Origin of the sequence: Paraburkholderia sp. GAS42 (assembly GCF_050436565.1) — a bacterium.
Taxonomy (GTDB): domain Bacteria; phylum Pseudomonadota; class Gammaproteobacteria; order Burkholderiales; family Burkholderiaceae; genus Paraburkholderia.
The window spans coordinates 21,449-46,694 of sequence record NZ_JBNDML010000024.1; the positions used below are offsets into that span (position 1 = coordinate 21,449).

The following is a 25,246-nucleotide window of genomic DNA, read 5'->3' on the forward strand; positions in this document are numbered from 1 at the left end:
CCTGATTTTAGAGAACCCTCATGAGCCTCCAATGCGGCATCGTCGGCCTGCCTAACGTCGGCAAGTCCACCCTGTTCAACGCGCTGACCAAGGCGGGCATCGCCGCCGAAAACTATCCGTTCTGCACCATCGAGCCGAACGTCGGCATCGTCGAAGTGCCGGACGCGCGGCTTCACGCGCTGGCTGAGATCGTCAAGCCGGAGCGGATCCTGCCGGCGGTCGTGGAATTCGTCGACATCGCGGGCCTCGTGGCTGGCGCGAGCAAGGGCGAAGGGCTCGGCAACCAGTTCCTCGCGAACATCCGCGAAACGGACGCGATCACGCACGTCGTGCGCTGCTTCGAAGATGAGAACGTGATTCACGTCGCGGGCAAGGTCGATCCGCTGTCGGATATCGAAGTCATCAACACCGAACTGGCGCTCGCCGACCTCGCGACGGTCGAGAAATCGCTGACGCGTTATTCGAAGGCCGCGAAGTCCGGCAACGACAAGGAAGCGGGCAAACTCGCGGCAGTGCTGGAAAAGGTCCGCGCGCAGCTCGACCAGGCGAAGCCGGTGCGTGCGCTGGATCTGTCGGACGAAGAAGAGGCGCTGCTGAAGCCGTTCTGCCTGATCACCGCGAAGCCGACGATGTACGTCGCCAACGTGAAAGACGACGGTTTCGCGAACAACCCGTACCTCGACGCGGTGAAGAAGTTTGCCGAAGCGGAAGGCGCGCCGGTCGTCGCGGTGTGCGCGGCGATCGAAGCGGAAATCGCCGATCTCGACGATGAAGACAAGTCGGTGTTCCTCGCCGACATGGGCATGGACGAGCCTGGCCTGAACCGCGTGATCCGCGCCGCTTTCAAGCTGCTCGGCCTGCAGACGTACTTCACGGCGGGCGTGAAGGAAGTGCGCGCGTGGACGATCCATATCGGCGACACGGCACCGCGGGCGGCTGGCGTGATTCACACCGACTTCGAACGCGGTTTTATTCGTGCGCAGACGATCGGCTTCAATGACTTCGTAACCTACAAGGGCGAACAGGGCGCGAAGGAAGCCGGCAAGATGCGGGCGGAAGGCAAGGAATATGTTGTCCATGACGGTGATGTCATGAACTTTCTGTTCAACGTCTAGGTTTGAGTCTGATGACCGGGTCGAAGCGCATTCGATCCGGTTCGATGCAATGAAAAAGCCCGCTTTCGAAGCGGGCTTTTTCTTCTACGTGTTCACGCACGATGCCGGATTACTCGGCCTTCGCTGGCTCGGTTTGAGCCGTCGGCGCCGACGCTTCTTTTGGCGGCGCCTCTTCCTTGATCTCGTACGAAGGATCGCGCACCCAGCGGCTCAGATCCTTGCTGATCGCAACCGCGCTGCGGTCAAGGATGGAGCAGGTCCCCTTAAAGCCGCCAAAGAATCCGCCCATTGACCAGCGGTTGATCTTCGTGTGACGGACAACATTCCCATCTTCGACAAGGTCCGCCGTCACCGTAATGGCCTTCGGTCCGCTCCAGGCGCCACCGCCGACGCCCAGCACGTGGGTAATCTGCAGGCGCAGAATCTCTGCGCCGTTGGCCTCGCTCTGCGATGCGATCGTCCCGTCGCCCGTTTTGTTGAGTTTGCTCAGCACGCCGCCGACGTGATCCGTCAGCATGTTTTCGATCTTGCATTCCGTTTTGACCTGCTCGACGACGGATGCTTCGGGCGCGTATGTCACCGGGGTTTCCAGCAGGATCGGGCTGGCGGCAAAGGTGGAGGCACTCGACAGACACAGGGTCGCCAGCACGACGCGTTTCATGGATGTACTCAAAATCGCACCAGGTAGTGATTGGTTGGAAATTGGTCCGGCCAACGGACATATGAATCTTTCTTTCTGCTTATCTGACAAATCTGTAACCGAACGTAACTTATCAGAAACGCTGGCTTGCATGACCGCAAAAGCGCACGGTCTGACGCCTCGAAACAACAGGCTATGCGCTTCGAATATATTGAGGTGGTGCGGGCCGAAGCGACGGCCGGGTCATCCGGGACGCGACTTCGCACGCTCACCTTAAAGGGGCCCGCGTGCAACGTCATCTGGAAGAAGCGAAGCCGCCTTTTGCTGGCCTCGGCTTATCGCCGGACACTCCCCCGCCGCGTCGATTCCCGCCCTCACTCGCTCCATCTGCGCGGGCGAATCCACGAGCACCGCATCGATCCCCAGACACGCCGCGGCGCGATAGTCCTCAGCGCTGTTCACCGCGATCGCGACAATGCGCACGCCGGGACGTTGCCGGAAACACGCCACAGTCGAACCCGACCACATCGTTGCATTCACCTTTGATATCCCCTCGCCCAGCGTGAATTTCTCCGTGACGGTGAGCGGACGATGCAATTCGAACGCTGTCCACGTATCCTTGCCCGGCGCGTTGAAGCAACCTTCATTGAGCAGCACACGCAGAAGCCGTGTTCGAGTCGCATCGCGCGGTTCGAACACAGTCGCCTGCGGATACGCAGCAAAGCTCTGCTGATACGCGCTCTCCGTCGAATAAATAACGACGCGTGACCACGCATTCTCTTCGTTCAGCACCTGCGCCACGGCCTGCGCCTGCGGCGCGGCCGGCAGCGCCTTCATGTCGAGAATGACCGGCATCCCGACCGGAATCGCCCGCAATGCTTCACGCAGCATCGGGACACCAACGGGCGCGCGTCGATACGGATAGTCGTCGTTTCCCTTCGCATCGCGCGACCTGAACATCCAGCCCGCGTTGACCTGAGCCAGTTCAGCCGCCGTTCGCGTCGACACCGGACCCGAAGCATCGGTGAGCGCCGACAGATCAGCCGGACGATAAAGCACCGGCACGCCATCCCTGCTCAACTGCACGGTGAGCCACATCGCGTCGGCGTGATGCGCGACCGACTGGCGGATCGCCTCGAGTGTGTTTTCAGGCGCGTCGCCCGTGCCGCCGCGATGCGCGACGATGCGTGGCAGCGCGGCCACGTCACGCCCGGGCACCGGCGCAGCACAGGCGGAAAAGAGCGCGACAACAATCGATCCAGCAGCAACCCGATAAAACGAACGCAGCATGGGAACTCCCGATTTTCGGCGGATGGATTTTGCATGGTCGACAAAACCAGGTCGATCTCCCATCAGAAATTGCTGGTTATCATGCGCGGGGTGACGCAAGGCAACCTGCATCGATCACCACAATACAAAGACAACATGACCAGAACGACATTGACCCGCCTGCGGCCGCTCATCGCGAGCATCCTGCTGTTCGCGACGACCACTTCATTCAGCTATCAGGCTTCACCGCCCGGCACTCCCGACGAAGCCAATCTCAGCAACCACAACACCTATCAGAACCACGACGGCGCAACGGTCCACGCGCCCGCGCGCTCGTTGTCCGGCGCGGTTCCCGAGGGCGCGAGCGCGCGCTGTCGCGACGGCACCTACAGCTTCAGCCGCCATCACAGCGGAACGTGTTCGCGTCACGGCGGCGTCGCTGACTGGCTTTAAGGCGCCTGCCCGCAAGCCGGATTGCCCTGGCCAGATGGCATAGACACGGCCTGCGACGGTGCTTGCGCCCTGGACGGCGAAGTACAATGCCAGTTCTCCCAGCGCGCCGGCTACCGGCGCCGTCCGGGAAACGCATACCCATCCACCCACGTCCGCCCGCCCTGTTTCAGCGCGGCCGGCGGCGTCAACGCCTGATTTCAAGCAAATGGCTCAATACGTCTTCACCATGAACCGGGTCGGCAAGATCGTGCCGCCCAAGCGTCAAATCCTGAAAGACATCTCACTGTCGTTCTTCCCCGGCGCGAAGATCGGTCTGCTCGGCCTGAACGGCTCGGGCAAGTCGACGCTGATCCGCATCATGGCGGGCGTCGACAAGGACATCGAAGGCGAAGCCACGCCGATGCCGAACCTGAACATCGGCTATCTGCCGCAGGAGCCGCAGCTCGATCCGCAAAAAACAGTACGCGACGCCGTCGAGGAAGGTCTCGGCGACGTCTTCAACGCGCAGAAGAAGCTGGACGAAATCTACGCCGCGTACGCCGAGCCGGACGCCGACTTCGACGCGCTCGCAGCAGAACAGGCGAAGTACGAAGCGATCCTCGCCACCGCCGATGGCGGCAGCCCCGAGCAGCAGATCGAGATCGCTGCCGATGCATTGCGCCTGCCGCCGTGGGACGCGAAGATCGAGCACCTGTCCGGCGGTGAGAAGCGCCGCGTCGCGCTGTGCAAGCTGCTGCTCGAAAAGCCCGACATGCTGCTGCTCGACGAACCGACCAACCACCTGGACGCAGAATCGGTCGAGTGGCTCGAACAGTTCCTCACGCGTTTCCCGGGCACAGTGGTTGCTGTTACCCACGACAGATACTTTCTCGACAACGCCGCAGAGTGGATTCTCGAACTCGACCGGGGTTATGGCATTCCGTGGAAGGGTAACTACAGCAGCTGGCTCGACCAGAAGGAAGAGCGGCTGAAGCAGGAAGAAGCAACGGAATCGGCACGTCAGAAGGCGATCAAGAAGGAACTGGAATGGGTGCGCCAGAACCCGAAGGGCCGTCAGGCGAAATCGAAGGCGCGTATTGCACGCTTTGAAGAATTGAGCAGTCAGGATTACCAGAAGCGTAACGAAACGTCGGAAATCTTCATTCCGGTCGGTGACCGTCTCGGCAATGAAGTGATCGAATTCAAGAACGTGACGAAGGCATACGGCGACCGTCTGCTGATCGACGATCTGAGCTTCAAGGTTCCGGCGGGCGCGATTGTCGGCATCATCGGGCCGAACGGCGCCGGTAAGTCGACGCTATTCCGCATGCTGACCGGCAAGGAACAGCCGGATTCGGGCGAAATTGTGCAAGGCCCGACGGTGAAGCTGGCGTATGTGGATCAGAGCCGCGATGCGCTCGATGGATCGAAGACGGTGTTCGAAGAGATTTCAGGTGGCGCAGATGTGCTGACGGTCGGCAAGTACGAAACGCCGTCGCGTGCTTACATTGGCCGCTTCAACTTCAAGGGTGGCGACCAGCAGAAGAACGTGGGCAACCTGTCGGGCGGTGAGCGCGGCCGGCTGCATCTGGCGAAGACGCTGATCGCGGGCGGCAACGTGCTGCTGCTCGACGAACCGTCGAACGACCTTGACGTCGAAACGCTGCGCGCGCTCGAAGACGCGTTGCTGGAATTCGCGGGCTCGGTGATGGTGATCTCGCACGATCGCTGGTTCCTCGACCGGATCGCGACGCACATTCTGGCGTTCGAAGGCGAATCGCAGGCGACGTTCTTCAACGGCAACTATCAGGAATACGAGGCGGACAAGCGTAACCGCCTCGGCGAAGAAGCCGCACGGCCGAAGCGTCTCCGTTACAAGCCGATCACCCGGTAACGGCTGGCGGCGTCGGCGCGACGGGTTGGCTTCTGTTGTGGCCAACCCGCCGCGACGGGTCGGGCGCTGATCCACAGCCGGTCGATCGGTGGTCTACCTCTGATCGCTACAGTACAGCTCAACGATCTGGCCGCGCGAGATGCGTGGCAACGAGGAGGCAGGCATGGCGATGTCGAAGGGCAGTCGCGTGGCCGTCGCGCTGACGGGCGTGGTGGCCGCGCTGATTGTCATCGTGATTGCCGGCCTCCTGTTCATTCGGAACGAAGTGAAAGAGCGCGTTATCGCTGCGCTCGGCCCGCTCGGCAGCGCTGACAGCATCGACGTCGGCTTCTCGACCATCCGCCTCACCCATGTTCGCCTGCGCGCACCCGAAGGCTGGCCGGCGGGCGACCCGTTTCACGCCGACACGGTTGTCCTCGTGCCCGACGTTCGCGATCTGCTCAATCGGCGCGTGCATGTGCGCAACATCGTCGTCAGCGGATTCAATCTCACGATGCTGCGCACGAAAGACGGCGGCGTCCAGATTCTGCCGAACCTCCGGCAGACGTTGAACCGTCCCGAAAACGCTGACGCAGGCAACCCGCGCGATACCGACGAATCGCCCCTGCCGCGGGAAAAGCTCATCGATCACGTCGTTCTCCAGCACGGCACATTTGTGTTCTACGACCTCGCGGTGAGCAATACCGCGTACAAGGTCACCGTCAGCGATGTCAGCGCCACCGTCGATCACCTTCATCTCCCCGACCTCAACGAGCCGACAACGGTTGCCATAAATGGCTCGATCAGGGGACCCGCGCATACCGGCACGGTTTCATTCGGCGGCTGGATGAAAATCTCCAGCAGGGATTCGCAGACGACCACGACGCTGCGCGGGGTCGACATCAAGACGCTCGATCCGTACTTCCTGAAGAAGGCCGGCGCGAAGGCCCAGGTGACGGGCGGCACACTCGATATGACGGTCGAATCGACGGTTCGCAACTATCAGTTGCGTGCGCCGGGCGTCGTGACGCTGCACCACCTGCAACTCGCCGATACCGACAATCCAGTCGATACGTTCCTTTCGATTCCAGTCAAGGCGGCCGTCGCGGCGCTCAAGAAACACAGCGACGACATCACGCTGCACTTCGTACTCGAGGGCAACCTGCGCGATCCAAAGTTTTCACTGAACGAAAGCCTGCTGACGAAAATGGGCAACGGCTTCGCATCGGCGCTTGGCGTGAGCGTCGAAGGCGTGGCGAAGGGCGCGGGTGAAACGGTCAAGGATCTGGGTAACGCGTTGCGGAATCTCCTCGGCAACGGCAACGGCAGCGGTAACGGCAAATAGCCGCACGGCAGCGTCCGACGCGTCCCGGCCGTCAGACCGGCAAACCCAGTTCGCGCAGCTTCGCTTCGGTCTGCGGGGCGTGGGTGTGATGCACGCCATGCCAGCCAAGCGCAGTCGCAGCTTCGGCGTTCTTCAGGTTGTCGTCGATGAAGACGAGCTCCGCCGGCTGGATGCCCGGCAGATGCATCTCGATACGCTTCACCATCTCCGCGAAAATCGCCGGGTCTGGCTTCACGAGCTTCACGCGACCGGACACCACGATGTCCTTGAAGCGCCGCAATACCGGAAAGTTGTCCCACGCGTAGGGGAACGTCTCCGCCGACCAGTTCGTCAGACCGAAGAGCGGCACATTGGCCGCATCAAGTTTTTCCAGCGTCGCAATGCCGTCTTCGAGCACGCCTGCGATCATCTCGTGCCAGCGCTCGTAGAACGCGCGGATCAGCGTTTCATGTTCGGGATACTTCGCGATCAGCTCGGCCGTGCCTTCCTCGATCGTCTGCCCACCGTCCTGACGGATGACCCAGTCCATCGCGCAGACGTGCGTGAGGAACCAGCGGCGCTCCGTCTCGTCCGGAATCAGCGTGCGGTAGACATACTCCGGACTCCAGTCGATCAGCACGCCGCCAAAATCGAAAACGACTGCCTTGATGGTCATGCAAACTCCCTGTCAGACCCATCGAGCAGCAGCGCAGCGCTGCTGCTGGTTTCAAACTTCCGCCGCGCGTCAGATCGCCTGTGTACGCGCTTCCAGCCACGCCTTCGCATCGCCGGACACATGCGGCGACACGCGTGCGCGCACGGTCTCGTGATACGCGTTGAGCCACGCGCGCTCATCGTCGCGGAGCAACGCGAGATCGACACAGCGCGTATCGATCGGGCACAACGTCAGCGTCTCGAACTTCAGGAAATCGCCGAACTCGGTCTTTTCCGCCTCGCGATTCAGCACGAGGTTTTCGATCCGGATACCCCACTTGCCTGGCCGGTAAATGCCCGGTTCGATCGACGTGATCATGCCTTCTTCCATCGCCGTCCATGCTTCAGCCGGCGCGTAGTGCGAGATCACCTGCGGGCCTTCGTGCACGTTCAGGAAATAGCCGACACCGTGACCCGTGCCGTGGCCATAGTCCGCACCGGCCTCCCAGATCGGCGCGCGCGCGATCGAGTCGAGCATCGGTGAACGGATGCCGCGCGGAAACTGCGCGCGCGACAGCGCCATGGTGCCCTTCAACACGGTCGTGAAATCGCGACGATGTTCGGCGTTGATCGTGCCGATCGGCACCACGCGCGTGATGTCGGTCGTGCCGCTCAGGTACTGGCCGCCCGAATCGATCAGCAGCAGCCCGTTGCCTTCGATCGTGGCGTGCGACGCCTGAGTCGCACGGTAATGCGGCATCGCGCCGTTCGCATTGAAGCCCGCGATCGTGCCGAAGCTCAGCGTGACGAAACCCGGCCGGCGGGCGCGCGCGGCCGTCAGACGTTCGTCAATGGTGAGTTCGGTAATTGTTTCGCGGCCGAGCGCGCCCTCGAACCACGCGAAAAATTCGGCGAGCGCTGCGCCGTCCTGCTCCATGGTCGCGCGCACATGGTCCGCTTCGGCTTCGGTCTTGCGCGATTTCAGGAACGTCGAAGGATTCACCGCTTCGACAATTTTCACTTTCGGCGGCACGGCCTGCAATAGACCAAACGTTATACGTCGCGGGTCGATCAGCAACGTCGAACCCGCGGGCAGTGCGGCGAGCGCGTCAGCAGCCTGAACGTATGGCTTGACCTGAATGCCGTCGCGCGCCAGGGCGTCAGCGAGCGCCTGCGGCACCTTGCCGTCAGCGACGAACAGCGACGCACTGTCCAGGCCGATCAGCGCATGCGCGACGAACACCGGGTTGTAGCTGACGTCCGCGCCGCGCAGGTTCAGCAGCCACGCGAGATCGTCGAGTGTCGAGATGAAATGCCATTGCGCGCCCTTTTCCTGCATCGCGCGACGGATCTGATCGAGCTTGTCGGCACGCGCGACGCTCGCATGCGGCGCGGCGTGTTCGTAGACGACATCGACCGGCAGCGTCGGCCGCTGCGGCCAGATGACTTCCAGCAGGTCGACGTCGGTGCGCAGCTTGATGTCGCGCGCCGTGAGCGCGTCGGTCAGCGCGCGCGCCGCCGAGACGCCGAGCACCGCGCCGTCGACGCCCACCGCCGCGCCCCCCGCCACGTTCTGCGCGAGCCAGTCGATGTGCGGCGCCGTTTGCTGGCCGCCCATCATCTTCATCAATTGCACGCCGGTGCCGGCGAGTTGCGCTTCGGCCTGCACCCAGTAGCGGCTGTCGACCCAGAGGCCGGCGAAGCCGTCGGTCACGACCAGCGTGCCGACCGAGCCGGTGAAGCCGGATAGCCACTCGCGTCCCTGCCAGCGTCCCGGCAGATATTCGGAGAGGTGAGGATCGGCGGACGGCACGAGGTAAGCAGCGAGGTTTTCGCGTTTCATTGCGCCGCGCAGCAACGCGATGCGTTCGGGAATGGACGAAGTTTCGGGGAGTCGTGCGTTCATTGTTTCACCTGCAGGGAATTCATCTTATCGACGGGACAAAAGGCCGACCGTCACGGTGACGGCGATCAGGGCAACGGAGGTACAGGCCAGCCATTCGAGCGTATCACCATCGTGGAAGAGACCGGTGACGTTACCGGCCATTGCCGCCACCACCGCGCCGGCAACGCCAGCCACGAGCGCCGCCAGGAACCGCGAGCGACCTGTCCGCCGCAACGGATGCAGCCACCCGCCGACCAGACCGACCACCGCGCCGACGATAACGATGCCAGCCCAACCCATCAGCGACGGGCCTCGACGATTTTCGGACCGGTCTTATAGGGTCGAAGCGTTTGCACAGCTAGCATTTTTGCCTCATTAACGATCAGGTACGAACAGGTCAGCACGGCGCTTTCCGCGTAGCGGATGAGTTTAGGGGGCGGGATAGCGCAAGGCAAGCCACGGGGCTTGCCCGGCAGCACGCCCACCCGCCGGCTGAACGTGCTTTTCCCCATGCGAATTGCTCTCGTCGAGCCCGACCGTCGTCAAGCCGAACTGATCGTGCGCCTGCTGCTTGCCGGTGGCCACGCCTGCGCCCATTTCGCGTCCAGCACGCCATTTCTGGCGAGCGCCGCCAGCGAAACCTTCGATCTTCTTCTCACCGATATCTGGTCCGGCGACCTCGCCGCCGAAGATGTCATCCCGCTCGCCCGCAAGGTGCTGCCCGGGCTGCCGGTGATGGTGCTGGTGACGGCGCCGCGCGAAAGCGAGATCGTCGCGAGCCTGCATGCCGGCGCCGACGATTGTCTCTCGAAGCCGGTGCGCGGCCCGGAAATGCTCGCCCGCGTGGACGCGCTGCTGCGCCGGGCCGGCGTTCGCCGGCCGCGCAACCGGCTGCGCAACGTCTTCGGCGAGTACGTTTTCGATGCAGCGCACGACTTTGTGACGTTTCGCGGCCAGCGCGTCGACCTCACGCCGAAAGAGTTCCGGTTCGCGCTGCTGCTGTTCACCAACCTGTCGCGGCCGGTTTCGCGCGCGCACATCCTCGAAACCGTCTGGGCGCGCGGCCGCGACGTAAGGTCGCGCACACTCGACACCCACGCCTCGCGCCTGCGCTCCAAACTCCAGCTCCGGCCGGAACTCGGCTACGCGCTGACCCCGCTCTACGGCTACGGCTACCAGCTGGACAGGGTCGCCGCCTGACCGCGCATGGGGCTTCATCCCGGTATCAGCTGCGTCCAATGAAAGATTCATGGAAACGCTATAATATTGGGCCACACCATAGCGCCGCCCACAATCGCGCCTCATGCAGCTTCTAACGATCGGAATCAATCACCACACCGCGCCTGTCGCCTTGCGCGAACGCGTGGCGTTTCCGCTCGAACAGATCAAGCCGGCGCTGGCGACGTTCAAGGACATCTGGCTCGGCCCCGCTGCCCGCCCGGCGCCTGAAGCCGCGATTCTGTCCACCTGCAACCGCACCGAACTCTACTGCGCCACCGACGACCACGCCGTCCGCGAAGCGGCTATCCAGTGGCTGTCGAAATATCACAATCTGCCTGTCAGTGAACTCGCGCCGCATGTCTACGCACTGCCGCAGTCGGAAGCCGTGCGTCACGCGTTTCGCGTCGCGTCGGGGCTGGATTCAATGGTGCTCGGCGAAACGCAGATCGTCGGTCAGATGAAAGATGCAGTGCGCACGGCTTCCGAAGCCGGCGCGCTCGGCACGTATCTGAACCAGCTGTTCCAGCGCACCTTCGCCGTCGCGAAGGAAGTGCGCAGCACGACGGAAATCGGTGCGCAGTCGGTATCGATGGCCGCCGCGGCTGTGCGGCTCGCGCAGCGCATCTTCGATAAAGTCTCGAACCAGCGCGTGCTCTTCATCGGCGCGGGCGAAATGATCGAGTTGTGCGCGACGCATTTTGCTGCGCAGCAACCGCGCGAGCTCGTCGTCGCAAACCGCACCGCCGAGCGCGGCTCGCGGCTCGCCGAACGCTTCAACGGCCGTGCGATTCCGCTGTCCGAACTGCCTGCGCGCATGCACGAGTTCGACATCATCGTGTCGTGTACGGCGTCGACGTTGCCGATCATCGGCCTCGGCGCGATGGAACGCGCCGTGAAGGCGCGCCGTCACCGACCGATCTTCATGGTCGATCTGGCCGTGCCGCGTGACATCGAACCCGAAGTCGGCAAGCTCGAAGACGTGTTTCTCTATACCGTCGACGACCTCGGCGCGATCGTCCGCGAAGGCAACGCATCGCGTCAGGCGGCCGTTGCGCAGGCCGAAGCGATCATCGAAACGCGCGTGCAGAACTTCATGCAGTGGCTCGATGCGCGTAGCATCGTGCCCGTCATTCGTCACATGCATACGCAGGCGGACACGCTGCGTCGCGCCGAAGTCGAACGCGCGCAGAAGATGCTCGCGCGCGGCGACGATCCGGCGGCCGTGCTCGAAGCACTTTCGCAGGCGTTGACCAACAAGCTGATCCACGGCCCGACGCACGCGCTCAACCGCGCCAGCAGCGAAAACCGCGACAGGCTCATCGAACTGATGAGCGATTTCTATCACCACGGCGGCGCCTCCGCACCGTCTGACCCGTCCGACCCTTCTGACCGTTAGCGACGCTGTCGCCGCGACACTGCCGGCGGCTCGCCCGTCGCATGTCGATCAGGGCTTTCGCCCCGCATCCGCGAATTTCCCGAATTTTCCGAATTTTCCGAATTTCCCATTAGCTGTCGTCCCTTCCGGAGCCCGCTCCGACCCGTCCGATGAAAACGAGCATGCAAAGCAAGCTCGACCAGCTCACCACCCGGCTGGCCGAACTGAATGACCTGTTGAGCCGCGAGGACATCACCGCGAATCTCGACCAGTACCGCAAGCTGACACGCGAGCACGCTGAGCTCGGGCCGGTTGTCGAGCAATACGCGCTGTGGCGTCAGGCGCTCACCGATGAGGCGACCGCGCAGGAACTGCTCGCGGACGCATCGATGCGCGATTTCGCCGAAGAGGAAATCCGCACCGCGCGCGACCAGAAGACGAAGCTCGAAGCCGAACTGCAGACGATGCTGCTGCCGAAAGATCCGAACGACAACCGCAACATCTTCGTCGAAATCCGCGCGGGTACGGGCGGCGACGAATCGGCGCTGTTCGCGGGCGATCTGCTGCGCATGTATCTGCGCTACGCGGAGCGCAACAAGTGGCAGGTCGAGATGATGTCGGCGAGCGAATCGGATCTGGGCGGCTACAAGGAAGTGATCGTGCGGATTGCCGGAGAGGCCGCCTACTCGAAGCTGAAGTTCGAGTCCGGCGGACATCGCGTGCAGCGCGTGCCGGCGACCGAAACGCAGGGCCGCATCCACACGTCGGCGTGCACGGTTGCGGTGATGCCGGAAGCCGACGAAATCGGCGAAGTCGAGATCAATCCGGCCGATCTGCGGATCGACACGTTCCGCGCGTCCGGCGCGGGCGGGCAGCACATCAACAAGACCGATTCGGCCGTGCGCGTGACGCACCTTCCGACGGGCATCGTCGTCGAATGTCAGGACGACCGCTCGCAGCACAAGAACAAGGACCGCGCGCTCAAGGTGCTGGCCGCGCGGATCATGGACAAGCAGTCGCAGGAGCAGCACGCGAAGGAAGCCGCGACGCGCAAGAGCCTGATCGGCTCGGGCGACCGGTCGGAGCGCATTCGCACGTATAACTTTCCACAGGGGCGTCTCACCGATCACCGGATCAACCTGACGCTCTATCGCCTCGACGCGCTCATGGATGGCGACCTCAACGAACTGATCGCGGCGCTCGTCAGCGAGCATCAGGCGGAATTGCTGGCATCGCTGGGCGACGCGGATTGACGCACGCGATGAGCAACACGATCGACACCGTCGCCGCACTGCTGCGCGCCTCGCCGCTGCCCGCGCTCGAAGCGCGCATTCTGCTTGGACACGTGCTGCGGTGGCGTCGGACGGAGTTGATCACACGCAGCGATGAGCCGCTCGATGCGGCGCTGGTCGCGCTATATCGGGCGCTGGAGACGCGCCGCGTGGCCGGCGAGCCCGTCGCGCAACTCATCGGCGCGCGTGAATTTTTCGGGCTCGAGTTCGATGTCACGCCGGACGTGCTGATTCCGCGGCCCGAGACCGAATTGCTGGTCGAGACGGCGCTCAGCGCACTCGAAGGCATCGCAAGACCACGCGTGCTCGATCTTGGCACCGGCACCGGCGCCATTGCCGTCGCGATTGCCTCCGCGCGGCCCGACGCGCAGGTCTGGGCGGTCGACCGCTCTCCCGAGGCGCTCGCCGTCGCCGCACGAAACGCTTCGAAACTGCTCGACGCGGCGCGCCCTGGCGGTTCCCTGAGCCTTTTCGAAGGCGACTGGTACGCCGCGCTCGACTCAAACGCTGCGCTCCGCTTCGACGTCGTCGTCAGTAACCCGCCGTATATCGCGAGCGGTGATCCACATCTGTCGCAGGGCGATCTGCGCTTCGAGCCGCGCGGCGCGCTCACCGACGAGGCTGACGGCCTGTCCGCGATCCGCACGATCGTCGCCGGCGCGCCCGTGTGGCTCACGCACGGCGGCGTGCTCTGGATGGAGCACGGCTACGATCAAGCCGAAGCGGTCCGCGCGCTGTTGACGGCACACGGTTTCAGCGAAGTCCGTTCGGAACGCGATCTCGCCGGTATCGAACGCATCAGCGGCGGCCGGCTGGCTGCGGCCTGACACCGGCATCGCGCGAGGCCTGGCACTGCGCGCGTCACAGTAAAGCAGCGCTCAGCTTGAGCAAACGAAATCCGCTATTATTTGGGTCTATCCCGCAATTTCCGAAAACCGCAAGGTCAGTCATGGATACGCAACAACGCATCAAGCAAATCGTCGACGAAAACAACGTCGTGCTCTTCATGAAGGGCAACGCGCAATTCCCGATGTGCGGCTTTTCGGGCCGCGCCATCCAGATCCTGAAGGCATGCAACGTCGACGAGTTCAAGACGGTCAACGTCCTCGACGACGAAGGCATCCGCCAGGGCATCAAGGAATTCTCGAACTGGCCGACCATTCCGCAGCTTTACGTGAAGGGTGAGTTCGTCGGCGGCTCGGACATCATGATGGAGATGTACCAGTCCGGCGAACTGCAGCAACTGTTCGCGGCTGCGTAATTCCGCTCGCGTGGCGCACGCCATGGACACCCAGGCTGCGTCAACGCAGGCAAAGCGCCGGCTGATCATCGCCATCACCGGCGCGACCGGTGCCATTTATGGCATCCGGCTGCTCGAGACGCTGCGCCGCCTGGGCGGCGTCGAAAGCCATCTGCTTATCTCCAGCGCTGGCTGGCTCAACATCCAGCACGAACTTCAGCTCAGCAAGGACGACGTGCATCCGCTCGCGGATGTCGTCCATTCCGTGCGGGACGTCGGCGCGAGCATCGCGTCCGGCTCGTTCGCCACCGACGGCATGATCATCGCGCCCTGTTCGATGAAAACGCTGGCGAGCATCGCGCACGGTTTTGCCGACAACCTGATCACCCGTGCCGCCGACGTCACGCTCAAGGAACGTCGCCGGCTCGTGCTGATGGTCCGCGAAACGCCGTTCAACCTCGCGCATCTGCGCAACATGACGGCCGTGACCGAGATGGGCGGCGTGATTTTTCCGCCGCTGCCCGCGTTTTACAGCCAGCCGGCGTCAATCGACGAAATGGTCGATCACACCGTCGCGCGCGTGCTGGATCTGTTTGCGCTTGGGCCTGCGCTTGCGCCCGCGTGGCCTGGGCTGCGCGGGACACACGACTGAGTCTGTTTCGCTATTTGCCGGTTCTGCCACCGGACGTTTGATGCTCGAATCGAGGAGACATCCGATTGCGACGACCATCGCCCGGGCAGACGTCAAACTCGCGATTACCCACACCCACGAGACAATCAAATCCGTTTTGCCCCGTTTATCAAACGACAGTGCGCCTCTATAGTGGGAGTAACGAAACCTTCTGGCCGCTTCTGATGCGGCCTTGCCGCCATGACCCGCTTACCCACGCTTTACCTGTCGCACGGTGCGCCGACGCTGCCCATCGACCCGTCGCTGCCGTCCGTCGAATTTGCGACGCTGTCGGCGCAACTGCCGCGTCCCAAGGCCGTTTTGATGCTGTCTGCCCATTGGGGCACGGTGCAGCCGGTCGCGAGCACGTCAGAAGCGCCGGAGACCATCCACGATTTTCACGGCTTCCCACGTCAGCTTTACGAGATCCAGTATCCGGCGCCCGGCGCGCCTGATGTCGCCCGGCGTGCTGCCGCGCTGCTCGGCGAACAGGGCATCCCGACCGCGACGCAGCCGCACGGTCTCGACCATGGCGCCTGGGTGCCGATGCTGCTGCTGTTCCCGGAAGCCGACGTGCCAGTCGCACAGTTGTCGATCCAGCCGCGCATGGACCCGGCGCACCACTTCCGGGTTGGCCGCGCGCTGCGCGCGCTGAAGGACGAAGGCGTGATGGTGATCGGCTCGGGCCAGATCACACACAACCTGCGCGCCGCCGATTTCTCGGCGCGTCCGGAAGACGCCGATCCGCGCGTGACCGAGTTCACCGACTGGTTCGAGTCGAAGCTCGCCGCCCACGACATCGACGCATTGCTCGACTATCGCGCGCAGGCGCCGCACGCGGTGCTGATGCATCCGACCGACGAGCACCTGCTGCCGGTCTTCTCGGCCCTCGGCGCGGCTGACGACGATTTCACGCTGTCGATCCAGTCACTCGGCACGTACCAGCGTTCGCTCGCGATGACGAATTACGTGTTCGGCAACGCCTGATTCCACAGTCGCCTCGAAGAAAAAACCCCGCCTGAAGTGTGAACTGACCCCTCAAAGTTGGACAGTTAAAAGCTACGCGGCCACGGGCTGGGTCCTGAATTGCACAGGACTCAGCCCGTTTAGTTTGAGCCTGATGCGCTCGTGATTGTAGTAGTGGATGTAGTGGCGCAGTCCGGCCTGCAACTGCTCGATATTGGCGAAGCGGTTGAGCCGGAAGAACTCGGACTTCAGTGTGCCGAAGAAGCTCTCCATGACCGCATTGTCCAGGCAGTTCCCCTTGCGCGACATACTCTGCTGCAAGCCATAGCCGGCCAGCAGTTGTCGGTAAGCCGGCATCTGGTACTGCCATCCCTGATCCGAATGCAGCAGCGGCCTGTCGCTGGCACCCAGCCGGCTGATCGCCTTCTTCATCATGCCGCTGACCAGCTCGAAGCACGGCCGGCGGTCCATCTGGAATGCCACGATCTCGCCGTTATACAGGTCCATGACCGGCGACAGATACAGCTTCTGCCCGTTGACATTGAACTCCGTGACATCGGTGACCCACTTCTGGTTGGGCCGCTGCGCATCGAACTGCCGCCTGAGCAGGTTGGGCGCCACGCGTCCCACTGCGCCCCGGTATGAGCGGTACTTCTTTGGCCGTACCAGTGACTTCAGCTGCATTTGCCCCATCAGCCGTTGCACCGTCTTGTGATTGATGATCTGGCCAGCGTGCCGCAGCGTCGCGGTAATGCGCCGGTAGCCATAGCGGCCCTTGTGCCGCTCGAACACCGCGCGGATCTGCTCCTTGAGCTCAACATGCCGCTCGCCCACCTCCAGCAACTTGAGCTGGTAGTAAAACGTGCTGCGTGCCAGAACGGCGGCTGTCAGCAGTGCCGCTACCGGATGGTGTTGCCTGAGTTCGCGCACTATCTGTGTTTTTTCTTGAGCGCCGCCCGCTTCTTTGCCTCGAGCAGCGCATCGAACTTTTTTAGGTACGCCACCTCCGCGCGCAGATACTCGATCTCCTTGAGCAGGTCTTCGCGCGTGCGCGCATCCGGCGCAGTCTCTTCAGTGGGTTTTTCTGGCTGTGGGGCAGTCATCTTCCGGAGGCGTCTTCGTGAACGGGACGTCAGAGCGTCTATACCGCCCTCATCATACAGACGTGCCCATCGCGCCACGCTGGCCGGGTCGCGAATATCGAACAGCGCCGTCACCTGTCGACACGACAGGTCATCGCGCCACATGCGCTGTAACACCTCCAGCTTGAACCGTGCATCGTAGCGCGTGAATTTCTTGCGCAGCCCCGCGCTACCGTGGTTCTCGTAACGCGCAATCCATCCACGCAGCATCGAATAATCCACGCCGTGTCGTGTCGCCAGCCCTTCCAGGCCTATGTCGCCGGCCAGATATTCATCCACCAGTTGTTGCCGGAACTGCTCGTCGTACTTCGTCATGAAAAACACCCCAAGGGTTGGATCGGTGTCCAACTTTTGGGGTGCAGTTCAAACGTGTACGCCGGGGTTTTTTGCGTCAACGCCGGGCGCATCGCACGCCCGGTGCCGTGGTCGAAACGAAGACCGCGTTACGCGCCGACTCCTTCGAGAATCTCGTCGCGCGATTCACGCTCGTCGAGATATTCGGTGCGATAACCGGTGTGCACGCCCCAGTAGTAGAAGACGAGCGAGAATGCGATCACCACCAGCATGTCCCAGCCGTACGGCAGGATCCCGAGGCCGCCGAACTGCTTGCTGCCGATCAGCGAGAGCAGCGCCATGATCGGCAGATAGGCGACCAGCCACCATGCGGCCTTCAGATCGCGTCCCCAGCCGCCGAAACCCGACTTCGCCTGGAAATAGAAATAGACCGGCAGCGCGACGATCATCAGCAGAATGATTTCGCCCGTCAGTGGCCATTTCGCCCAGTACAGAATCAGCGACGCGCACACGAACGCGAACGGCGCGATCACCGACATGCCCCGGATATGCAGCGGCCGCTCAAGATCCGGCGCGGCGCGGCGCAGCGACATCAGACTGATCGGCCCCGTCAGATAGGAAATCACCGTCGCGACCGAGATCACTGCCGCGAGCGAGCTCCAGCCGCGGAAAAAGAACAGGAAGATGAACGAAACCAGCAGGTTGAACCACATTGCCTGACGCGGCACGCCATAAAGCGGATGCACGTTGCCGAAGATCTTCGGCATCGTGTTGTTTCGCTCCATTGCGTAGATCATGCGCGTCGTGGTCGCCATGTAGGTCGTGCCGGTGCCGCTCGGGCTCACGAACGCGTCGACGTACAGCAGGAACGCGAGCCAGTTCAGATTCAGCGCGAGGGCCAGTTCAGCGAACGGCGACGCGAAATTGAAGTGGCTCCAGCCCTTGACCACATCGGACGGATTCACCGCGCCGATGTAAGCGACCTGCAGCAGCACGTAGATCACAAGCGCCAGCAGGATTGAGCCGATCACCGCAAACGGCACGCTCTTCGACGGATTGCGTGCTTCGCCGGCGAGGTTGATCGGGCTCTGGAAACCGTTGAACGCGAACACGATGCCGCTCGTCGCGACCGCCGTCAGCACCGCCGACCAGCCGTATGGCGCGAACGAGCCCGCGTCGCCGAAGTTTTCCTTATGGAAGCCGCTCAGCATCAGACCGAGAATCGTCGCGCCGGGAATGATGAACTTGAAGACCGTGATCGCCGAGTTGGCCTGCGCGAAGAGTTTCACGCCCCAGTAATTCAGCAGGAAATACACGATCACCAGCGCCGCCGAGAGCAATAAGCCTGGTGCAGTGAGCGAGCCGTCCACGAAGAGCGCGTGCGCCCAGTCATAGGGCCAGGTGCTCATGTACTGGATCGACGCCTCCGCTTCGATCGGAATCACCGAGACAATCGCAATCCAGTTCGCCCACGCGCTGATAAAGCCGACAAGCGCGCCGTGCGAATAGCGCGCATATCGCACCATCCCGCCCGATTCCGGGAACATCGCGCCCAGCTCCGCGTAGGTCAGCGCGATGGCCAGAATCACGACAGCGCCGATGACCCACGCACATATTGCTGCCGGGCCTGCAATTTTTGCCGCCTTCCACGCGCCGAACAGCCAGCCCGATCCGATGATGGACCCAAGGCCCGTCAGCAACAGCGCGACCGGCCCGATGTTCCTCTGAATAGAACTTTTCACGTCTTCTCCTGTATCGAAAGCATGCGAAGCCCTGTGTGGCGAGGCTAACGCCTGAAACCACGCTTCATCACGCACGCGCAGTACGGCTGACCAACTGAAAGGTGCAACCTCTACGCGGGCGCGTAGTTTACCGGTTGCACCCGCTCAATGCAGCATCGGCTGTTCTGTCCCCGACAAACATCAACGCAAACAGCAGAATCTGCGAGCAACAAGCGGACCAATCTGAAAAAACTGTAAAGTTTGGGGGAATTGGGTTGACCTTCCTATGAAATCGCCGTATAACGTTCGGGCAGGATTTCAAGCGGCGAGTGAAGGTCTTTCGTAGTTCGCCCATCAACGGTACTCCGGTTGGTCCCATTGCCCCTTCCTTGATTTTCATGCACACCCGGGCTTCGGCCTTATTCACCATCTTTAGGAACAAGTAATATGGAAACCGGTACCGTCAAGTGGTTCAATGACGCAAAGGGCTTTGGCTTCATCACGCCGGACGGCGGCGGCGAAGATCTGTTCGCGCATTTCTCGGAAATCCGCGCAGAAGGCTTCAAGTCGCTGCAAGAAAACCAAAAGGTTACGTTTGAAGTTAAGACGGGCCCGAAGGGCAAGCAAGCTGCTAACATCAAGCCGGTGTAAGCAACACGCTTCCTTCTGGACGCAAAAAACCCCGCCTCGGCGGGGTTTTTTTATGCCTGCGATTTAATGCGCAGGCGAGTCGGGTCATCGATTATCGGAATACGCGTCGTGCGTGAATCCCGAGACCCGTCGCCACGCTGGCGAGGCGGTCGCCGAATACAGCTTCCGCGGCGGGAAATGCCGCCGCCAGCGCGTTCGACAGAAACGCAAGGCCCGTGGAGCCACCCGTGAAATAGACAGCCGTCACGTCGCGCGTCGCAACGCCGGCGGCCTGTACCGTGTCGCGCGCCGCCTGAACGATGCGCTGCATGTCGTCGTTGCCGGCCTGCACGAGTTGCGCTTCGTCGAAGGCAAGACGCAGATCGTCTTCCACCTCTTCCAGATCGATCACCGTCTCGCCGCCCGCCGCCACGCCGATCTTCGCTTCTTCAGCGTGTGCCGCCAGCGCATGACCCAGACGGCGCTCGACGACGCGCATCAGCCGGTCGTGCTGCCGGGTTTCCGTATAAAGGTGCCGCATCAGACCGAGTTCGCTGACACGTTTGGGCGAGTACACCGTGTTGATCAGATGCCATGTCGCGAGATCGAAATAGACGCGGTTCGGCAACTCGCGGCCTTCCGGGTCGAGCGACTGATAGCCGAGTTCGCGCAGGATCGTCGCCAGTTCGACGCGCCGGTCGAAGTCCGTTCCGGCGACGTGCACGCCGTGATGCGCGAGGACATCGTCCTTGCGCTCGATGCGCTGCATCCGTTCCGGCCCCACCCGCACCAGCGAGAAGTCCGACGTGCCGCCGCCGATGTCGGCAACCAGCACGAGGCCCTCCTGGGTTAGATGCGATTCGTAGTCGAAGGCGGCCGCGATCGGCTCATACTGGAAGTGAATCTCCCGCAGGCCCACCGAGCGCGCCGCCGCTTCCAGCTGCTGCTGCGCAAGCTGGTCGGCGCGCGGATCGTCGTCGACGAAAAAGACCGGCCGCCCGAGCACCGCGCGATCGATCGACGCGCCCGCGACCTTCTCGGCCTTGCGTTTCAGGTTATCGAGGAAGATCCCGATCACGTCGGTGTAGCGGATCGCAGAGCCGTCGCCGAGATCGGTGGTCGTATCGGCGAGCGCAGAGCCGAGAATGCTCTTCATCGAGCGCATCAGCCGGCCGTCGAAGCCGTCGATGTACGCTTCGAGCGCCGCGCGGCCGAATTCGCGGGTGTTCTCGTCGGTGTTGAAGAAGACGGCGGTTGGCAGCGTGGTGTAGTCGCCTTCGACCGGCGCGAGGCGCAGCGTTGCGCCGTCAGGCAGCGCAACGGCCGAGTTCGAGGTGCCGAAGTCAATCGCGCAGTAGGTCATGGCAGGAATCGCTCACGGTTGGCGCGGACGGAAAGACGGAAATGGACGGGCTTTGTATCACGAAGCGCGGCCAGTATCAACCGGCCCGACGCGCCATCTCACGGTATGGAATTTGCTCACGCAGTGTGCCTGCTAATGTCCCAGTCAAGCAGGATATGTCGTCAATTTTCCGGAGAACTTGAGGAATGACCGAGCCGTCCGCCGCCTCGACGCATGAACGGCCCGCCACGCCAGGTGGCCCGATGCCCGCCGGGGCATCTCGCGCCGCCCGGCCGGCCATCATCGAAACCGACCTGCCGTCCCGGCTCGACCGTCTGCCGTGGGGCCGCTTCCACACGTTGATCGTTTTCGCGCTCGGCGTCACCTGGCTGCTGGACGGGCTCGAAGTGACGCTGGCCGGCGCCGTCGCGAGCGCGCTGAAATCGAGCCCGACGCTGCATTTTTCCAACGCCGACGTCGGCCTTACCGGCAGCGCGTACATCGCGGGTGCGGTCCTCGGTGCGCTCGGTTTCGGCTGGCTCACCGATCGTCTCGGGCGCCGCAAGCTGTTTTTCATCACCCTCGCTCTGTATCTGGCGGCCACTGCGGCCACCTCGCTCTCATGGAATCTGGCGAGCTTCATTGTGTTCCGATTCCTGACCGGCGCGGGCATCGGCGGCGAATACACGGCGATCAATTCGACGATTCAGGAGTTCACGCCTGCACGCGTACGCGGCTGGACCGATCTCGGCATCAACGGCACATTCTGGGTCGGCGCGGCGCTCGGCGCAGCCGGCTCGCTGGTGCTGCTCGACAACAGCCTGCTGCCCGCCGACTGGGGCTGGCGCGCGTGCTTTTTCATCGGCGCCGCGCTCGCGCTCGTAATCCTGCCGATGCGCGCGTGGATTCCGGAAAGCCCGCGCTGGCTGCTGACGCACGGCCAGCACGACGAGGCGCGGACAATTGTCGAAGGCATCGAAGCGCGTTTTCATGGTGATGGGTACACGCTCGCACACGACAGCCTGCAGCCGCTACGCCTGCGTTCGCGCGAACGGACGACGCTGCGCGAGGTATTTCACACGCTATTTATGCTGCATCGGCGACGCGCGCTGGTCGGGCTGTCGCTGATGACCGCGCAGGCGTTCTGCTACAACGCGATTTTCTTCACCTACGCGCTCGTGCTGACTGACTTCTACGGCGTGCCGGGCGACCACATCGGCTGGTATCTGCTGCCCTTCGCGCTCGGCAATTTTCTCGGGCCGCTGCTGCTCGGCCGGCTCTTCGATGTGGTTGGCCGTCGCAAGATGATTGCGTCGACGTATGCGATTTCCGGCATCCTGCTCGCGATCAGCGGCTATCTCTTCCAGCAGCAGGTGCTCACCGTGGAGATGCAGACGATCGCCTGGATGGTGATCTTTTTCTTTGCATCGGCGGCGGCGAGTTCGGCGTATCTGACCGTCAGCGAATCCTTTCCGCTCGAAATCCGGGCGCTCGCGATCGCCGTGTTTTACGCGTTCGGAACCGCGTTAGGCGGCGTCGCCGGGCCGGCGTTCTTTGGCCGTCTGATCGATACGCACGAGCGCGGTCAGGTGTTCACGGGATATCTGGTCGGCGCGGGGCTGATGGTGGCGGCGGCAGTCATCGCGGCCATCTGGGGTATCGACGCGGAGCGGAAGCCGCTCGAAAGCGTGGCGTCGCCGCTTTCGGCGGTCAGTGCGGACGATTGAGCCGAATGACTGAGGCAAACCGCCGACGCAGGCGAACGACGTGGACCCGTGGCGCATCGAAACGCGCAAGACCCGCGCGGGAACGTAAGACGCAAAAAAACGCGCGGTCGATGCCGCGCGTTTTTCTATCCGCCGGTCCACAATCGCCGGCGAAGACCGCAGCCAGAATCAGAACGCCTTCTTCCACGCGCCGCCGAAGGCAATCTCGCCCAGCGGCTGGCGCTGACGCACCGACTTCTCGCGCTCGCGCAACACCGGATCCAGCTTGTCGACATCGCCGTAATGGCCGATCGAAATCATCGCGATCACTTCGACGTCTCTGGGAATCGCAAACGCGCTTCGGAACGCAGGGACGTCGAAGCCGCTCATCTGGTGCGCGGCGAGGCCGAGCGCGTGCGCCTGCAGGACCAGCGCCATCGCTGCCGCGCCCGCGTCGTACGGAGCGCAGCGGTTGACTTCACCCTTGTTCGTCAACGTCTGCGTCGTCACGGCGATCAGTACCGGCGCCGGCGCATTCCAGCCCTGGTTGAACGGCACCAGTGTCGCGAAGGCGCGCTTGAACGCGACTTCGTCGGTGGTGCGGTCGAACACGACGAAGCGCCACGGCTGCGCGTTATACGACGAAGGCGCCCAGCGCGCCGCCTCGAGTACCGAATGCAACTGATCGCGGCTCACCGGTTCGCTCGAATACGCGCGCGGGCTCCAGCGGCTAGCAAGAAGTTCGTGGATGGGGACGGTAGTTGGAGCGGGTTTTGTGATCATGCGCTTCTCTCGGTCGAAATCCGGTCGACGGGCGGACGCCCGGGCCACATAGCATAACCGGCCTTTACGCCTGACGCCGGGTCCGGGCGCACATAAGCGCGATAACGTCACCGCAAAAAAAAACGGCGCGGTATGAAGACCGCTCCGTTCTTTTCCTGCGTGTTACCGACCGGGGGCCGGCGGCCGGTTCAGCGTGCACGACCCGTTGTGATCGGTTGCCGTTACGCCGACGTTACGCCACCTGCGCGGCGACCGTCCGCTCACCGCGATTGATCCGCAGCACGATCACGGCGGCGACGAGGCACAGGCCGCCGGAGATCATCGATGCCACCGTATAGGTGCCGAGGCTTGCGCGCAGCATACCGGCGCCGAGGGCTGCGAACGCCGCGCCAAGCTGGTGACCCGCGACCACCCAGCCGAACACCACCGGTGCCGATTCCTTGCCGTAGACATCGGTGGCAAGACGCACGGTCGGCGGAACCGTGGCGATCCAGTCGAGCCCGTAGAACACCGCGAACAGCGGCAAGCCGAAGAAGTCGATGCCGAACGCATGCGGCAGATACATCAGTGACAGCCCGCGCAGCCCGTAATACCAGAACAGCAACACGCGGCTGTTGAAGCGATCCGACAGCCATCCGGACAAGGTCGTGCCGAACAGATCGAAGATACCCATCGCGGCGAGCAGCGATGCGCCCTGCACTTCGGTCATACCGTAGTCGCCGCACATCGCGATCAGGTGCGTGCCGACGTAACCGTTCGTGCTCGCGCCGCAGATAAAGAAGCTGAAGAACAGCAGCCAGAAATCGCGCGTTTTGCTCGCCATGGCCAACGTGCCGAAAGCGATCGCCAGCGGATTCTGCTTCGTGACATTCGACGAAACGGGCGCGTCGGCAGGTTCACCGTACGGACGCAACGCCATGTCGGCGGGACGTTCCGGCAGCAGGAACGCGACCAGCGGCAACACGATCGCCGCAGCGCCCGCGACCACCCACACCACCGGACGCCAGCCATGATGCTGCGCGATCGCGGCCAGCAGCGGCAGGAACACGAGCTGGCCGGTCGCCGAACTGGCGGTCAGGATGCCCATCACGAGGCCGCGGTGCGTGGTGAACCAGCGCGTCACCACGGTGGCCGACAGCGACAGCGCCGCCACGCCCGTCGACCCGCCGACCATCACGCCCCAGATCAGGATCATCTGCCACGGCTGCGTCATCAGCGACGACAGCGCGACGCCCGAAGCCAGTGTCGCCAGCGCGACGAGCAGTGTCGGACGGACGCCAAATCGCTGCATGGCCGCAGCCGCAAACGGCCCCATCAAGCCGTACAGCGCGATGTTCACAGAGATCGCGAGCGAAATCGTCGCGCGGCTCCATCCGAATTGATGCTCGAGCGGCAGCATCATGACGCTGGGCGTCGCCCGCGTGCCAGCCGCGGCGAGCAACACCAGAAACACCACCGCCACGGTCAGCCATCCATAGTGGAAGCGCCCGCCAATCAGTCTTGCAGCCCAGTTCATCGGTTTCTCCAGCCGGCGCATGGCGCCGCTTTTCGTTGCTATCGCGAATTGTTACCACTTCAGCAAGAGACTTGTGACAGATCTGTCACAATGCGTGTTGCGATATTAGTTACTGGTCGGTAACATGTCAAGCGTCAGCATCCGAAGGTGGTACGA

At 63.0% G+C, this 25,246-nt stretch carries 24 protein-coding genes; 13 read left to right on the forward strand and 11 right to left on the reverse strand.

All coding sequences use genetic code 11. The annotated features are described in order from the left end of the window. Positions 1 to 20: 20 nt before the first annotated feature. Positions 21 to 1,115, forward strand: coding sequence for a redox-regulated ATPase YchF (gene ychF / locus P3T16_RS28425; protein ID WP_429259396.1), 1,095 nt, complete (start codon positions 21 to 23; stop codon positions 1,113 to 1,115). A 109-nt stretch (positions 1,116 to 1,224) separates the two neighbouring features. Here the strand turns inward: ychF and P3T16_RS28430 are convergent, their stop codons facing one another. Together P3T16_RS28430 and P3T16_RS28435 are read right to left on the reverse strand one after the other, a co-directional pair. Then, entirely contained in the window at positions 1,225 to 1,908 is a 684-nt protein-coding gene (locus tag P3T16_RS28430) for a hypothetical protein (protein ID WP_429344815.1), read from the reverse strand. Positions 1,909 to 2,028: 120 nt separating this feature from the next. Further along, the gene (locus P3T16_RS28435; RefSeq protein WP_429344816.1) at positions 2,029 to 3,045 is read right to left on the reverse strand and encodes a glycerophosphodiester phosphodiesterase family protein; all 1,017 of its coding nucleotides are present in this window, start codon (positions 3,043 to 3,045) and stop codon (positions 2,029 to 2,031) included. Positions 3,046 to 3,180: 135 nt separating this feature from the next. Between P3T16_RS28435 and P3T16_RS28440 the strand changes: the two genes are divergently transcribed. From P3T16_RS28440 to P3T16_RS28450, 3 genes are all read left to right on the forward strand, one after another. Continuing rightward, positions 3,181 to 3,477, forward strand: coding sequence for a DUF3761 domain-containing protein (locus tag P3T16_RS28440; RefSeq protein ID WP_429344871.1), 297 nt, complete (start codon positions 3,181 to 3,183; stop codon positions 3,475 to 3,477). A 205-nt stretch (positions 3,478 to 3,682) separates the two neighbouring features. Next, on the forward strand, positions 3,683 to 5,350 hold the full coding sequence (gene ettA, locus P3T16_RS28445) for an energy-dependent translational throttle protein EttA (RefSeq protein ID WP_429344817.1): 1,668 nt from the start codon (positions 3,683 to 3,685) through the stop codon (positions 5,348 to 5,350). Positions 5,351 to 5,513: 163 nt separating this feature from the next. Then, positions 5,514 to 6,674 carry a DUF748 domain-containing protein gene (locus P3T16_RS28450; RefSeq protein ID WP_429344818.1) on the forward strand — a complete coding sequence of 387 codons (1,161 nt, stop codon included), beginning with the start codon at positions 5,514 to 5,516 and terminating at the stop codon, positions 6,672 to 6,674. A gap of 31 nt (positions 6,675 to 6,705) precedes the next feature. On the opposite strand, the gene P3T16_RS28455 is transcribed toward P3T16_RS28450, so the two are convergent. The 4 genes from P3T16_RS28455 to P3T16_RS28470 all read right to left on the reverse strand — a co-directional run bounded on the left by P3T16_RS28455 (position 6,706) and on the right by P3T16_RS28470 (position 9,704). Continuing rightward, positions 6,706 to 7,329 carry an HAD family hydrolase gene (locus P3T16_RS28455; protein WP_429344819.1) on the reverse strand — a complete coding sequence of 208 codons (624 nt, stop codon included), beginning with the start codon at positions 7,327 to 7,329 and terminating at the stop codon, positions 6,706 to 6,708. A gap of 69 nt (positions 7,330 to 7,398) precedes the next feature. Then, the gene (locus P3T16_RS28460; protein WP_429344820.1) at positions 7,399 to 9,213 is read right to left on the reverse strand and encodes an aminopeptidase P family protein; all 1,815 of its coding nucleotides are present in this window, start codon (positions 9,211 to 9,213) and stop codon (positions 7,399 to 7,401) included. A 24-nt stretch (positions 9,214 to 9,237) separates the two neighbouring features. Further along, entirely contained in the window at positions 9,238 to 9,492 is a 255-nt protein-coding gene (locus P3T16_RS28465; RefSeq protein ID WP_429259381.1) for a hypothetical protein, read from the reverse strand. Beyond that, positions 9,492 to 9,704, reverse strand: coding sequence for a hypothetical protein (locus tag P3T16_RS28470; RefSeq protein ID WP_429344821.1), 213 nt, complete (start codon positions 9,702 to 9,704; stop codon positions 9,492 to 9,494). Before P3T16_RS28470 ends, P3T16_RS28465 begins: the two co-directional genes overlap by 1 nt. Here P3T16_RS28470 and P3T16_RS28475 point away from each other — a divergent pair. From P3T16_RS28475 to P3T16_RS28505, 7 genes are all read left to right on the forward strand, one after another. Next, on the forward strand, positions 9,703 to 10,392 hold the full coding sequence (locus P3T16_RS28475; protein WP_429259379.1) for a response regulator transcription factor: 690 nt from the start codon (positions 9,703 to 9,705) through the stop codon (positions 10,390 to 10,392). The two genes, P3T16_RS28470 and P3T16_RS28475, sit on opposite strands and share 2 nt — an antisense overlap. A 103-nt stretch (positions 10,393 to 10,495) precedes the next feature. Continuing rightward, positions 10,496 to 11,809 (forward strand): glutamyl-tRNA reductase, encoded by a 1,314-nt coding sequence (gene hemA, locus P3T16_RS28480; protein WP_429259378.1) that lies wholly within the window; start codon positions 10,496 to 10,498, stop codon positions 11,807 to 11,809. A 149-nt stretch (positions 11,810 to 11,958) separates the two neighbouring features. Then, positions 11,959 to 13,041 carry a peptide chain release factor 1 gene (gene prfA / locus P3T16_RS28485; protein WP_429259377.1) on the forward strand — a complete coding sequence of 361 codons (1,083 nt, stop codon included), beginning with the start codon at positions 11,959 to 11,961 and terminating at the stop codon, positions 13,039 to 13,041. A gap of 8 nt (positions 13,042 to 13,049) precedes the next feature. Next, a complete protein-coding gene (gene prmC / locus P3T16_RS28490; RefSeq protein WP_429344822.1) occupies positions 13,050 to 13,907 on the forward strand; it encodes a peptide chain release factor N(5)-glutamine methyltransferase in 858 nt (285 codons plus the stop codon). Positions 13,908 to 14,029: 122 nt separating this feature from the next. Next, on the forward strand, positions 14,030 to 14,341 hold the full coding sequence (gene grxD, locus P3T16_RS28495; RefSeq protein WP_429259375.1) for a Grx4 family monothiol glutaredoxin: 312 nt from the start codon (positions 14,030 to 14,032) through the stop codon (positions 14,339 to 14,341). A 22-nt stretch (positions 14,342 to 14,363) separates the two neighbouring features. Next, positions 14,364 to 14,972 carry a UbiX family flavin prenyltransferase gene (locus tag P3T16_RS28500; RefSeq protein ID WP_429344823.1) on the forward strand — a complete coding sequence of 203 codons (609 nt, stop codon included), beginning with the start codon at positions 14,364 to 14,366 and terminating at the stop codon, positions 14,970 to 14,972. 219 nt (positions 14,973 to 15,191) lie between these two features. Continuing rightward, on the forward strand, positions 15,192 to 15,977 hold the full coding sequence (locus P3T16_RS28505; RefSeq protein WP_429344824.1) for a DODA-type extradiol aromatic ring-opening family dioxygenase: 786 nt from the start codon (positions 15,192 to 15,194) through the stop codon (positions 15,975 to 15,977). Between the two features lie 72 nt (positions 15,978 to 16,049). Here P3T16_RS28505 and P3T16_RS28510 read toward each other — a convergent pair. After that, positions 16,050 to 17,413 (reverse strand): IS3 family transposase gene (locus tag P3T16_RS28510; RefSeq protein WP_429344825.1). Its coding sequence is split into 2 segments (ribosomal slippage): positions 16,050 to 16,942 and positions 16,942 to 17,413, totalling 1,365 coding nucleotides; the frame shifts between segments, so codons are not numbered across the junction. A gap of 128 nt (positions 17,414 to 17,541) precedes the next feature. After that, the gene (locus tag P3T16_RS28515) at positions 17,542 to 19,134 is read right to left on the reverse strand and encodes an APC family permease (protein ID WP_429344826.1); all 1,593 of its coding nucleotides are present in this window, start codon (positions 19,132 to 19,134) and stop codon (positions 17,542 to 17,544) included. Between the two features lie 426 nt (positions 19,135 to 19,560). Here P3T16_RS28515 and P3T16_RS28520 point away from each other — a divergent pair, with 426 nt between their 5' ends. Then, positions 19,561 to 19,764, forward strand: a complete 204-nt coding sequence (locus P3T16_RS28520) for a cold-shock protein (RefSeq protein ID WP_090537350.1) — start codon at positions 19,561 to 19,563, stop codon at positions 19,762 to 19,764. Positions 19,765 to 19,855: 91 nt separating this feature from the next. On the opposite strand, the gene P3T16_RS28525 is transcribed toward P3T16_RS28520, so the two are convergent. Then, positions 19,856 to 21,106, reverse strand: a complete 1,251-nt coding sequence (locus tag P3T16_RS28525) for an Hsp70 family protein (RefSeq protein WP_429259371.1) — start codon at positions 21,104 to 21,106, stop codon at positions 19,856 to 19,858. 242 nt (positions 21,107 to 21,348) lie between these two features. Between P3T16_RS28525 and P3T16_RS28530 the strand changes: the two genes are divergently transcribed. Beyond that, positions 21,349 to 22,812: an MFS transporter gene (locus P3T16_RS28530; protein WP_429344872.1), complete on the forward strand. Its 1,464-nt coding sequence runs from the start codon at positions 21,349 to 21,351 to the stop codon at positions 22,810 to 22,812. A gap of 168 nt (positions 22,813 to 22,980) precedes the next feature. Here the strand turns inward: P3T16_RS28530 and P3T16_RS28535 are convergent, their stop codons facing one another. Then, positions 22,981 to 23,574: a nitroreductase family protein gene (locus P3T16_RS28535; protein WP_429259370.1), complete on the reverse strand. Its 594-nt coding sequence runs from the start codon at positions 23,572 to 23,574 to the stop codon at positions 22,981 to 22,983. Between the two features lie 232 nt (positions 23,575 to 23,806). After that, positions 23,807 to 25,090, reverse strand: coding sequence for an MFS transporter (locus tag P3T16_RS28540; RefSeq protein ID WP_429344827.1), 1,284 nt, complete (start codon positions 25,088 to 25,090; stop codon positions 23,807 to 23,809). Between the last annotated feature and the right edge of the window lie 156 nt (positions 25,091 to 25,246).